Origin of the sequence: Methylobacterium radiodurans (assembly GCF_003173735.1) — a bacterium.
Taxonomy (GTDB): domain Bacteria; phylum Pseudomonadota; class Alphaproteobacteria; order Rhizobiales; family Beijerinckiaceae; genus Methylobacterium; species Methylobacterium radiodurans.
On record NZ_CP029551.1, the window covers coordinates 111578 to 123949 of the forward strand.

The following is a 12372-nucleotide window of genomic DNA, read 5'->3' on the forward strand; positions in this document are numbered from 1 at the left end:
CGCACCGGACCGCATACCCCTTGGAAGCGGACCCGCGAGTGCCGTCCCGCTCTGCCTCTCCGCAGTGGGATGGGTGAACCCAGCGTGTCGCCTCCCGTCGGCTCAGCGTCCCCCGCGCTCCGGGGGCGGACGGTAGGCCTCCGAGGGAAGGTCGCGCGACAGGCTCTCGCCCGTGCCGCGCCCGGGCGCGGGGCTCGGCATCTCGGGCGAGCGCGGCGGTTCGGTGATGTAGCGCTGCGCGCCGGGCGCGGCTGGCGCGGGCGCGGGCTGGGCGGTCGGCACCGGGGTCTCCGGCGCCGTCGGGGCGAGATAGCGGCGGCCGGCATCGCCCGGCGTCGCCTGCGGCGGCGGCGGCACGAGCGGCGGGGGCTGCTGCCGGGCCGTGGGTGGCGGAGCGGGCGAGGCCTGTCGCGGCTCGGGCCGCGGACGGGCCTCGGGTTCCGACGGAGCGGGACGGGCCGCTCGCGGGGCGGCGGGTTTCGGACGCGCGCGCCGGACGGCGGCCGGCGGCCGGGCGGCCGGGCCTGGGCCGGCGAGGCCTGCGGTGCCGGGCAGCGCGATGGTCATGCGCTCGACGGCGACGACGAGGTCGGCGAGGCTGGCCTCGGCCGTGCGGCAGAGCCGGATCCGCAGCGAGAGGGCACGCCGTCCCGTCGCCGCGGCGGACAGGGGGCCGAACAGGCCGCCGCCAGCCACCTGAGTCCCGTTGGCCGGCCGCTCGAACCACTGCCACGCGTAGAGGCAGTCGGTCCCGAGGGCGAGGCCGACCGGGCCGTAGGCGTTCCGGCGCGGCACGGTCTGCACCCGCAGAACCTGCCCGGGAAACCGCACCGCGATCTCGCCCTCGATGCCGAACTGGCTGGGCTTGGCGAGCCGGGGCGGGAAGGCGAGCAGGAGGTCGCCGGTCTCGTTGCGCAGCGCGATCTCGGCGTGGTTGCGCCCGTCGCCGCCCGCGTAGCGGATGCGCTGGTCGAAGCCGTCGCGCAGGCGCGTCTCGATCACCGCCTCGACCGGCCCGGCCCCCGGCAGGCGCAGGGCCGGCGCGGGCTGCGCCGCCGCGGGCCGGGCCGCCGAGAGGGCGAGGACGACCGGTAGGACGAGAGCGCGCAGGCCTGGTCTCACGGATAGCCCTTGTCGTTCGCGGCCGAGGGCTCGGAGGTGGCGCGGCCCGGCACCGAGAAGCGATCGCCCTCCGCGGTGGAGCGGCCGCGCTCGGCCTGCTGCTCCTGCCAGAGCGTGCCCTGCGGCGGCGGGCCGAGGGTCGCGGGCTTGTCGAGGCCGTTGTAGCCGGGCAGCAGGGTGTAGCCGTAGCGCTCGTAGGGCATCGCCCCCGCGCCCGGCACGCGCCGCGCCACCAGGGGCGGGCTCTGCACCGCGGGCTCGCGCGCGTAGGTGCCGGGCGCGGGCGCCTCCGCGAGCGCGCGCTGCAGCGAGCTCGGCGGGTAGCGCAGCGGGTTGTCGAGCGGCACGGCGAGCGGGAACTCGTTGCGCTGGACGGCCGGCGGCACCGCCTCGGCCCGGCCACCCGCGTCCGGGCGGGGCACGCGGCCGTAGGGAGTCTGGGGGTCGGGCCTCTGGGGGTCCGACCGCTGGGCTTCCGGCCGCGGCGACTCGGCGCGCGACTCGGCCCGCGCCGCGGTGCGGCCGCCCGGCGCGGGCGCCGGCAAGCTCGCGCACGGCAGCGGCGGTCCGCCCGGCTCCTCGCGGAACAGCATGTCGACCACCTTCGGGAACAGCCCGTCGTAGCGGTTGACCACTTCAAGGTAGGGCCGCTGGCGCTTCAGCCGCTGCAGGGTGAGCGCGTAGCCGAACACCGTGCTCTCGCCCGGCAACCAGGCGGCAGCGCGCTGAAACCATTCCAACGCCGCGTCGAACTGGCAGGAATTGTAGGCGTACCACGCCAGCCCCTGCGCGCCCTCGCCGGAGGCCGTCGCGTTCACCACCCGCGCGTAACGCTCGATCCGGGCGGGCTCGATGAAGGGCGGGTTGGCGAGCGTCAGCTTCCGCTCAAGGATGTCGATGAATAGCAGCTCGTTGCCGACGAAGCGGTCGCGCCACGCGTAGGCGACCTCCTCGGCCTCGCGCATCATGTTCAGCTCGCGCAGAGTGTGGGCGAGGCCGTGCGCCACCATGGCGTCGCCGCCGCGCGCGATCGCCAGCTTGAACCATTCCAGCGCCTCGCGGAACTGGCGCCGCTTGTAGGCGTACCAGCCGAGCAGCCCGGTCTGGCTCGGATCACCGCTCTTGCGGGCGTAGACCTGGAAGGCGGTGAGGTCCGGCAGCGTCGGCGTCTGGGCCGGCTCGTCGTGCAGGAAGGCGGCGATGCGCGCGCGCGTGATGTCGAGGCGGATCGCGTCGAACTCGGAGCCGCCCTCAGCATCCGGACGGCCCGGATCTTGGCGCCCGGGATCTTGGCGCCCCATGGCGATCAGGCGCTCGGCCTGATCCATCTTGAGGTGGGCCATCGCCTTCTGGATCGTGGCGAGGCGCGCCCCCGCGTCCCCGCTGCCGTCGAGCACGGACTTGTAGAGGTTGAACGCGTCCTCGGCGGCGCCGGTGGCAGCCAGCGCGTCGGCGATCGTCCAGATGCTCTCGACATCGGCGGGGTCGAGCGCGGCGGGGTCGGCGCGGTAGAGGGCCACCACCTCCTCGGGCGTCCGGGCCGCGGCTCGGACGCTGCTGCGGAACTCGGCCCGGCGGAGCTTGCGCGCCAGTTCCTCGGAGGGCTGCCAGGCCGGATCGACCGAGCGGCGGGCGCTGATCGCGGCGCGCAGGTCCTGGAAGCGCCCGGCGGTGAAGAGGTCCCAGAGCGGGGCCTCCTCGGGCGGGCTCGGTTGGAGGCTGTCGAGGTCGGCGGGCTCGCTCCAGCCCGGGTAGAGCCGCTTCAGCCGGGCGATCTCCGCCCGCATGCGGGCGGTCTGCTTCTGGGAGGCGTAGTAGCGAAGCGCGCTCTCGTCGACCATGCCGGGGGTCGTCGAGGTCTCGGGATCGACCACGATGGCGGGCGCGCGGGTGCCGTCGCCGTAGACGACGCGCGGGGCCGCCTCGCCGCCCGCCGGGCTTCCGGCGGGACTGGTCTGGGCGCCAGTGGACGGCCCGCCCTGGGCGACGACCGGGAGCGCCCCGGCGAGCACGAGGGCGAGGGCGAGGCCGGCCCGCAAGGTCACGATCTGAGGCATGACGGGTAGCGCATCCGGGCCGCGATCAGCGCGAGCAGGTGGAGGGTCGTCGGATAGTAGTTCTGGTTGTCCTGCACCGTCCGCAGACCCTCGGGGAAGGGCGTGCCGTCACGCGCGCAGGCGACGAGGGCCGGCAGCGCCGTGTAGCCCGGCTCGCTCAGCCACTCCACCGGCCGGCCGTCCCGCGTGTCGACGATCGGCAGGCGCTCGCGCTCGATCCCGCCCCAGAGCGCCTGGAACGGCGCGTAGTCCTCCGGCCGGCCGATGCCGCCCCAGGCGAGGTAGAGGGGGACGCGGATCGCGTTGTAGGAGAACAGGGGCGGGAAACCGTCGGCCGGGCGCAGGGCCTCGTCCTTGGCCGAGACCCACTCGGTGGGCAGGCTCGCCGGGCCGAAGCGCGCGGCGCGCAGGATCTCGACGCCGCTGCGGACCAGCGCGGCCCAGTCGTACTCGGGCGCGACGATCGCGAGACGCTGGAAGGCCGGAAAGACCCAGTAGGACAGGTTCACGAGCGGCCCGTCCGCGCGCTCGCGGGCCGAGAAGCCTGTGACCGCTGGCAGCAGCAGCGGCCCGTGCTGGTCCTTGAACAGGATGGTCTTGCGGCCGAACTCGACGGCGATGCGGCGCGCAGCCGTGCGGTAGGACGGCTCGCCCCAGGCCTCCGCCGCCTCGGTGAGCGCCCAGGCGACGAGGATGTCGCCGTCGGTGGCGTTGTTCATGTCGGAGACGGCCGGGCGCTGGTCGGGGGCCCAGCGCCAGGCGATGAGCTCGTCGGTGCGCACCATCAGGTTGGCGCGGGTCCAGCCCCAGATCCGCTCGAAGGCGGCACGATCGTTGGCGGCCACGGCGAGGAGCAGACCGTAGCCCTGCCCCTCGCTGTGGCTGATTAGGCCGTTGGCGGTGTCCACGATGCGGCCGCGCTCGGTCACGAAGCGGGCGCGGTAGGCGCGCCAGCCGGGATCGTCGCCGAGGCTGCCAGCGAGCACCGGCCCGGAGGCGGGGCGGTTCTGGGCCTCGGGCTGGGGTGCACCGGGCACGGCGGTGGCGGGCGGCACGATGACGGCCTCGCTCTGCTGGGCTCGCGCGGGAACGCCCGCGAGCGGGTGTGCGACGAGAAGCGCCGCGAGCAGGGCGCGGGCTCGGCGGCCCGCGCGGCATCCGGCGAAGGGTCTCGGGAGGCTCACGCGTTCCTCCGGCCGAGCTGGCGCACTAGGGCGGTCGTGGCGAGGCCGAGGCAGAGCGCCATGAGCAGCGTCATGCCGACATAGATCCCGGGATTGAGCGAGAGCCACGCGGCCGAGACCAGGCGGAGATTCGCGAGGCTGCGCGGCTGCGTCTCGATCAGTCCGACGCCTTTGGGCTCGACGAGGCTGAGGGTGCCGTCCGAGGCGTCCAGGAAGGCGGCCTGACCGACGAGGCGGGTCCAGACCACGGGATCGACCAGGCAGGAGACGGAGGCCTTGAGCATCGACGGGTTCGGGGCGGTCACCAGCACCGTGGTCTCGTCCAGCTGCGTACCGCCCTCGGCCATGATCAGCGAGGCGCGCGGGTTGAGCGGCACCGAATCGGGCGGCGGCCCCTCGACCAGGCCGGAGACCGTCTCGCGCGCCTGCCCGAGGCGGCGGACGAGGCCCTCCCAGGCGCCGACCAGCACGGCCGGCAGCGCGCTCGTGCCGCGCACGGTCTCGTCCCAGCGGGCGATCAGTTCCTCCTCGCTGGAGGCGGCCGGCGCGACGCCCGTTCCGAGGGCTGGGGCTGGGGCCGGAACAGGGGCGGGTGGCGCGGCGGGCGCGGAGGTCTGCGCCGCCGAGGCCATCCGCAGCGGCGTGGCGGAGGGCGGCAGGGCGCAGCGCATCGGCAGGTTGCGGCGCAGCCGGTCGAGGGTCAGCACGCCCTCGGCCCCGAAGGGACCGGGCGTCGCCACGGTCTCGGCCCGCCCCTCCCAGATCCGCCGGACCTGATCCGGGTCCAGCCCGACCGCCTGGAGCGTCACCGGGTTGAGCGCCCGCACCGGGGCGACGACGAGGCTCGCGCCGCCGCCCGCCCGCTCGTCGGTGGCGACCTCGAAGTCGATGACGCGGCCCGCCGCGATGGCGAGCCGCGCCGCCAGCGTCGCCGCGGCGTCCGCCGAGTCGCGGTCGGGCGTCGGCAGGACGAGGCGCGGGCGCGCGCCCGGCGCCAGGAAGGGCACGGCACCGGCCTTCACGGCAGCGAGATCCGGCTGGCGCACCGCCCGGGCGAGCGCCGGGACGACGAGCCGCGTCCGGTCGAGGAAGAGGAAGCGGGCCCGTTTCATCGCGGGCGCCAGCGTGTCGCAGGCGCGATCCGCGAGCGTCGGCAGCTGGGCGCTGATCTCGACCCGGTTCAGGCCGGGCCGCCACAGGCTCAGGGGGAGCGGGAGGGCGCTGTCGTCGAAGACCTCGCCGCGGCTGTAGGGCAGCGCCACGCTCGCGGCGTTGCGGCCGTTGATGTCCACGACGATCTGCGCGCTCGGCTCCAGCCCCGCCGCGTAGCCGCCCGCCAGATGCAGCATCACCTTGCCGTAATCCGCCGGGACGAAATCGGCCGGGAAGCGCACCTCGAAGACGACCCGGAGCTGCCGGCCGTTGAACTCGCGGGTCGCGACCCCGAGCCGCTCGAGCGTCAGGTTCTCGCCGCCGCGGATGGGAAAGCCGCGGGTCGAGACGGTGAGGTCCGCCCCGGCCGGCGTCCCGGCCGGCCCCTCGCCGGAATTGCCCGGCGCGGCGAGCGTCGCGATGGCCTGGCGCACGTCGGCCGCGCCTGGGCCGGTGACGACGAGGACGGGCGCCCGGCTCCCCCGCTGCGGCAGCAGGGCGAGGCGCGGCCCGGTGATCGGCCCGATCTCGTCGAGCCCCTCGTAGCCGCGGATCTCGGCGGCGGTGCCGACGAGCAGGTTCACGCCCGTACGTCCGTTGAGCGGGGCGCCGAACGTCACGGCGGGCCGCGCGAGCCGCCCGACAAGAGCCACCGCCTGAACGGCGCCGATCATCCGCTCCAGGCGCTCCAGGCCCGGCTTCTCGGTGAGGATGACGCCCACGGGCAGCGCGCCGCTCTCGTCGGGCTCCAGCGCCGCCAGCGTCTTCAGGTCGAGATCGCCCGCGGGCGGCACGACCAGGCCGGAGCGGGAGGGATCGATCTGGGTCCAGAGCTCGTAGGTGGCCTCGATCGAGCAATCGACCCGGTGGCGCTGGCTCGCCCCCAGGGTGACCGCGTTGTAGCCCGCCTTCAGCAGGCCCTCGGGGATCGCGAACTCCACGACCTTCACGGCACCCGGCGCCTGGATGCGGGTCCAGCCGACCTTCTGGCCGTTCACGCTGCCGACGAGTTCCGAGGATTCCGGCGCGACCGAGATCGACGAGATGTAGGAGACGCGCAGCCGCGCGCTCCCGCGGGCCTGGGCCTCGGTGAGGTAGACCGGAAACGCCAGCGTCGCCTCCTCCCCCGCCAAGCGGTAGCCCCGCGTTCCCGCGGGGAAGCGCCGGGCGGGTGCGATGGCCGCCTGCGCGGAGATCCGGCGCTCCGCCTCGGGCGCGGCCGGCCGGCCCGGCGCGGCGGGCGGCGGGGACGGACGAAGCGCGTCGCCGGACGGCGGGACCGTCAGGCGCTCGGCCGGGCCGGCCCCGAGGAAGCTCTGGGCCGCGGCTGGGCCGCCGGTGAGCCACGCGGCGGGCCAGGCGGCGGTCAGCCCGGCGATCACGACCGCTGCGCGGGCAAGAGCCCCGACCGCGCTGCGGCCGTTCCTGGATGGGGCGCGGATCCTCATCGCACCCTCACGCCGCGCCCGTGCGGCGCCGGTCCTGGCCGGCGAGCGCGCGGTCGTTCTCGAAGTCGAGCATCAGGCGGACCCAGTCGCTCTCGGCCTCTGCCGGTGCGCGGGCGGGCTCCGCGGCGCGGGCGGCCGGGATCGGCGCGGGAGCCGGGTTTGGCAGCGGCGGACGCGCTTCCGGGGCCGCCGGCTCCGGCACGTCGTAGGTCGGCGGCGCGACCCTGGCCTCGGCGGGTGCCGCCTCGGAGACGATGGGCTCGCCCGCGAAGGCGTAGCGCACGGCCCGGATCGGCTCGACCAGGCCCCACCAGACGAATTGCAGCGTGCCGGTGAAGAGGTCCTTGTGCCGGCGCCGCCGCATCTGGAAGCGGCGCATGGCCTCGGCGTCGCCGTACATCAGGCCGGAGAGCGCGACGTAGTCCTGCGCGCGCAGCGCGCCGAAGGCGAGCCGGCAGACAGCCTCGTCGCCCATGCGATCGACCGGGCCGAGCACCACCGGCAGCGCGCCCGCGGCGCGCGCGCCCGCCACGGGGACGACCGCGAGGCTCCCGGGGAGCGGCCGATGGCCGGCGCCCGCGCCGAGGGCGGCGGCCGGCATCCGCACGGTGCAGCCCTCCGCCGAGACGCGCTCGATCGCCACGTCGACGGCCCGGCCGCCGAGCGTGAGGTGCCCGCGCCGGCTGATCGGCAGCGAGGGCATCCGCTCCAGCTGTCGCCGCTCGGCGCAGACACCGAGCGCGGCGCCCGCGGTCAGCAGGTTGAAGAAGTTCCACAGGCCGACGACCAGCATCAGGTTCGTCACGCCCGGCTCGAACAGGTAGCGGTAGGCCGCCACCGCGCAGCCGGTCGCCAGCAGGGCGTAGACCGCGAAGAAGGGGCCGGCGAGCGAGGAGAGATGGTCGTGCTCCAGCGTCGCGCCCTTGTTGGTGACGTTGAAGGTCGGCTTTCTCGGCGACCAGATCACCGAGACGATCGCCTTCGACAGGTAGAGGCCCTGGACGTACTCGTAGAGCTCCGAGACGAAGGGCCAGCGGAACTTGCCGTAGACGTAGTTCTGCATCATCAGGTTGATGACGATGTAGGTCGCCGTGTAGGCGATCGACTCGTCGACGCTGGCGACGAAGATTTTCAGGTCGAAGAAGATGTGCAGCAACGGCGCGAACATGAAGATCAGCCGCGGCACGGGGAAGAACCAGAAGGTCATGCTCGACAGGTAGGCGATCTTCTGGATCGGCTTGAGTCCCTTCTGCAGGACCGGATTCTTCAGGAGCAGGATCTGGAACATGCCCTGGCACCAGCGCGAGCGCTGGCCGATGAAGTCGGTCAGCGTGTCGGGCTGGAGGCCGGCGATCAGCGGCGTGTCGACGTAGGCGCTGGTCCAGCCGCGGGAATGCAGCTCGAAGGCGGTCTCGCAATCCTCCGTGATGGTGATGCCCGAGAACCCCCCGGCCTCATCGAGCGCCGTGCGGCGCAGGAGCGCCGCCGAGCCGCAGAAGAAAGAGCCGTTCCACTTGTCGAGACCGCGCTGCGTCACCGAGTAGAACATCTCGTTCTCGGACGGCATGCGCTCGAAGGTGCGCAGGTTCCGCTCGATCGGGTCCGGGTTGAGGAAGGCGTGCGGGGTCTGGACGAGGAACAGCTTCGGGTCCTCGGCGAAGTAGCCGACCGTCTCGCCGAGGAAGGAGCGGAAGGGCACGTGGTCGGCGTCGAGCACCACCACGATCTCACCCCGCGCGTGGGCGAGCCCATTGTTGAGGTTGCCGGCCTTGGCGTGCTCGTTGCGCGCCCGCGTCAGGTAGCGGCAGCCGAGATCGGCGCAGAGCGCCTGCAGCTCGGCCCGGCGGGCCCGGGCTGCGGCCGCCTTCTCGGGCGTCGGGTCGGCGCATTTCTGGTCGGTGCCACCGTCGTCGAGCAGCCAGACGGTGAGCTTGTCGGGCGGGTAGTTCATCTGGCGCGCGGCGGCGAGCGTCATCGCCAGGATCGCGGCGTCCTCGTTGTAGCTCGGCACGAAGACGTCGACGGAGGGCAGATCCGCGGCCGCTGCCGCGGGCGGCGGCCGGCGCCGGAGCGGCTCGGCGTTGATGATCAGGCTGACGAAGAGGATGAAGACGCAGTACAATTCACCGACCAACAGCAGCAGCCCGAAGCCGAAGCTGACCGGGTCTCCGGGCGAGGGCAGCGTGTCGGTGACGCGCCACAGGATATAGCGCAGCACAACGAGGCTCCCGAGCGCCAGGAACACGAAGCGGCTGCGCGGCCCGTCGAGGAAGATCCAGAGCGCGATCATCGCCGCCATGGCGGCAAGGCTCATGGCGAGCTGGTTCTGCGTGCCGACGGGCTGGCTGAGCAGGACGAGGCCGGCCGCCGTCACCCCCATCCAGGCCAGCCACCGCACCGCCCACATCACGCCCGCCGCTCCAAGACCGGAGATCGCCTCAACATCAGATTATGTCGCTTTGTCGCTCAGGGGCCATATTTTCTGTCTCAACCAGAAGATACCGACCCATCTGTGTATGCACCAGTACCGAGCACCCGGCCCATGCCTGGTCAAGCATGGCCGGGTTAACAGCATTTTTCGGCACCGACGTAAAGGACAGGCGCTGAGATATAAGCGGTGCATGGTGGAAAATACTTTACTTGCAGAGGGCTGCGACCGCTGTTCATGCAGCGCAGCACGGCGCTCGATACCCGCAGGGCGACCAGAATCGCGACTTGAACAACCTAAAAAGGTATTTTGTCGCGCCATGCGGACGGCGTTAACCCGAACTTAAGCGGGTTGGCCGCCTCGTGGGACACCGGAAGCCCGAGGGCCTTCACTCAGCAAACCGTCCCGGTGCCCCCGTATGCTGGACTCCGTCCGGATCCCGCTCAAGGTTCTGAACGCGGCCCAGCTCGCCGGCATCGCGGCGGCGGCCTTCGCGCTCGCCTGCCTGGCCGCCGGCCTCGCCGTACCCGACCGCATCGATCCCGATGCCGGCGGGCGCCGGGTGCTGGAGGCCTCGCGCAGCTTCGCCGAAGCCGTGGACGAGGCGCTGACCGGCGCCGTCACGGACGCGCGCAACGTCGCACTGCTGCTGCGCCCGGACGATCCCGATCTCACCGAGGCGGCCCGCGCCGACCTCGTCCGGGACTGGCTCGCCCTCAACCCGCGCTACCGCGACGCGGTCCTAATCGGCCTGGACGGCACCGTGCGGACCGCGGGCGAGCCGCGCCGCCTCGGCACCAGCGTGGCGCGCGAGCCGTGGTTCGCGCGGGCGCGTAACGCCGTCGCCGTCGTGGCGGGCCCTGAGGCGGACGCGGCCTTCACGGTCGCGCTGGCGCTCGGGCCTCCCGGCCGCTCGGACCGGCTCCAGCTTCGCGCGGCCCCCGTCCTCTTCGAGGAGATCGGCGCCCGCGTGCGCCGCGCCCTCGCGCTGCCCGCCGACCTCGTCTTCACGGTGACGGGCGCGGACGGTCGCGCGCTCGCAGGCAGCCTGCCGCCCACCGACGACCCGCGCCCGCACGCCGCGACACCCACGCGCGGAGGGCAGGATCTCGCCAATCCGGGCTGGCTGGTGACGGGCTACGGGCCGGTCGCGGAGCGAACCGGCTCCGCGCCGGACGGGCGCGTCCTCGGCCTCGGCCTCGCTCTTGTGCTCGCGGCCGGCGCCCTCGGCTGGATGCTCGGCGGCCGCGCGGCCCGCCCCCTGGCGCGTCTTGCGGACGCGCCCGCGGGGAGCGAGGCGCCGGTCTCGGCCGTGCGCGAGATCGCGGCCCTGACAGGCTCGTTGCACGACCGGGCCCGCAGCGCAGACACGCGGCTCGCCCGCGCCGATACCGGCCTCGACCGCGTGCGCGGACGGCTCCACATCTTCGAGACGATGTCGGGCTGGACCTGCTGGGAGATCGACCCCGAGACCCGGCAGGTGATCTGGTCGGACCGCGAGGAGGCCGGGACGCCCGCCGACCGGGCGGCCGACCTCACCGACCTGGCGGCCCGGTTCGAGCCGGCCGACCACGCCCTCCTCGACCTCACCCTGCGGGCGGCGCTCGCCGCCGACGGCCCGCACGACGCGGTGCTGCGCACGCGCCCGGATGCCGACGGAGGAGGCGCGCGCGTGCTGGTGCGCTTCCTGCGCGGCACCGACGCGGCGGGCCGCGCGCGCGTCCACGCGCTCAGCCGCGCGCTCGACACCGCTGCCGACACGCCGGCCGGTCTGAACGAGCGCCGCCGCAGCCATGTCCTGCGCCGCGTCACCGACGGCATCGTCCACGATTTCAACGACGTGCTCACCGTGGTGCTGGCCAATCTCGGCGTGCTGCGCCGCCGCCCCGGCCTCGACCCCGAACTGGCCCGGCTCGCCGACACGGCGCTCGCGGGCGCCCAGCGCGGCGCCGCCCTGACCCGGCGCATGCTGAGCCTCGCCCGGGGCGCGGAGGAGGGCATCGGCGAGAGCGACCTCGCGGCCACCGTCGCCGCCTTCCTGCCGTTCATGCAGGGCAACGTCCTGCGCGACGCGCCGGTGATCGACCGCGTCCCCGCGAACCTGCCGCGGGTGCTCTGCCCCGAGCGCATCCTGGAGATCGCGCTCCTCAACGTCGCCTTCCACGTCCGCGACCACGGCCTGCACGGCTTCGCGGTCGGAGCGGCCGAGCAGCTGGTGGGCGTGGAGACTGCGGACGACGCGACTGCGGGCGCAGCGAAGGAGCCGCTGGAGGGCCCGGCCGGTCCCGGCCTACCCGAGGGCACCTACGTGCACGTCCTGCTCGCCAGCGGGCGGCGCCAGCCCGGCGAGCCCGCGCGCGCGGTCGGCATGGACGGGATCGAGACCGCCGCGCGGCTGATCGCCGAGGCCGGGGGCGTGTGGCGCCTCCTCTCGGACGGCAGCGAGGAGGGCTTCCTGGCCGAGATCTGGCTGCGGGCAGCGGAGCGCACCGCGCCGGCCGAGCCGGCCGCGTGGGCCAGCGCCCTGCGGGTCCTGCTCGTGGAGAGCGACAGTCTCGTGCGCGCGAGCGTCGCCGAGGCCCTCGCCGAACTCGGCCACCGCGTCACCCAGGCGGCCTCGGGCGAGCACGCCCTGGCGCTGCTCGCCGAGAGCGACGCCTACGACGCGATGATCGCCGACCAGTCGATGCCGGTGATGACCGGACTGCAGCTCGCCGCGGCCGTTGTCGAGCGCCATCCGGGCATCCGCGTCATCCTGGCGAGCCCGCACGGACACCTGCCCGCGGCAGGCCGCCGGTTCCTGCAGCTCGACAAGCCCTTCCGGCAGGAAGACCTCATGGCGCTGCTCGGCCCGCCGGAGGCCCGCGCCGCCTGAGCGGCGACCGCACGACACGGCTGCGCCGCGTCTGGATGGGGACGGTCCCGGGCACGCCGCTCCGGTAAATCTGCGATGCCGGCAAGTCCGCGACGCCAATGCTTAT

6 protein-coding genes are annotated in these 12372 nt (G+C 74.2%); 1 reads left to right on the plus strand and 5 read right to left on the minus strand.

All coding sequences use genetic code 11. The features are described 5' to 3' along the window. Window positions 1–102: 102 nt before the first annotated feature. Genes bcsN through bcsA form a run of 5 tightly spaced genes read right to left on the minus strand, consistent with a single transcriptional unit; the run spans window position 103 to window position 9370 of the window. Window positions 103–1122 (minus strand): cellulose biosynthesis protein BcsN, encoded by a 1020-nt coding sequence (gene bcsN / locus DK427_RS00480; protein WP_245930733.1) that lies wholly within the window; start codon window positions 1120–1122, stop codon window positions 103–105. Next, entirely contained in the window at window positions 1119–3179 is a 2061-nt protein-coding gene (locus tag DK427_RS00485; protein ID WP_109949549.1) for a hypothetical protein, read from the minus strand. Before DK427_RS00485 ends, bcsN begins: the two co-directional genes overlap by 4 nt. After that, the gene (locus DK427_RS00490; protein WP_425452517.1) at window positions 3164–4363 is read right to left on the minus strand and encodes a family 8 glycosyl hydrolase; all 1200 of its coding nucleotides are present in this window, start codon (window positions 4361–4363) and stop codon (window positions 3164–3166) included. The genes DK427_RS00485 and DK427_RS00490 overlap by 16 nt, the downstream gene beginning before the upstream one ends. Further along, window positions 4360–6963, minus strand: coding sequence for a cellulose biosynthesis cyclic di-GMP-binding regulatory protein BcsB (locus tag DK427_RS00495; protein ID WP_109949550.1), 2604 nt, complete (start codon window positions 6961–6963; stop codon window positions 4360–4362). Before DK427_RS00495 ends, DK427_RS00490 begins: the two co-directional genes overlap by 4 nt. Window positions 6964–6970: 7 nt before the next feature. Then, window positions 6971–9370 (minus strand): UDP-forming cellulose synthase catalytic subunit, encoded by a 2400-nt coding sequence (bcsA, locus tag DK427_RS00500; protein WP_109949551.1) that lies wholly within the window; start codon window positions 9368–9370, stop codon window positions 6971–6973. A gap of 439 nt (window positions 9371–9809) precedes the next feature. On the opposite strand from bcsA, the gene DK427_RS00505 reads away from it, so the two are divergent. Beyond that, window positions 9810–12266, plus strand: a complete 2457-nt coding sequence (locus DK427_RS00505) for a response regulator (protein WP_109949552.1) — start codon at window positions 9810–9812, stop codon at window positions 12264–12266. Window positions 12267–12372 lie beyond the last annotated feature (106 nt).

Excerpts from the sequence above, each read along its gene's own strand:
- bcsA (WP_109949551.1), bottom strand. The coding sequence starts at position 9,370 with ATGTGGGCGGTGCGGTGGCTGGCCTGGATGGGGGTGACGGCGGCCGGC.
- DK427_RS00495 (WP_109949550.1), bottom strand. The coding sequence starts at position 6,963 with ATGAGGATCCGCGCCCCATCCAGGAACGGCCGCAGCGCGGTCGGGGCT.
- DK427_RS00485 (WP_109949549.1), bottom strand. The coding sequence starts at position 3,179 with ATGCCTCAGATCGTGACCTTGCGGGCCGGCCTCGCCCTCGCCCTCGTG.
- DK427_RS00505 (WP_109949552.1), top strand. The coding sequence starts at position 9,810 with ATGCTGGACTCCGTCCGGATCCCGCTCAAGGTTCTGAACGCGGCCCAG.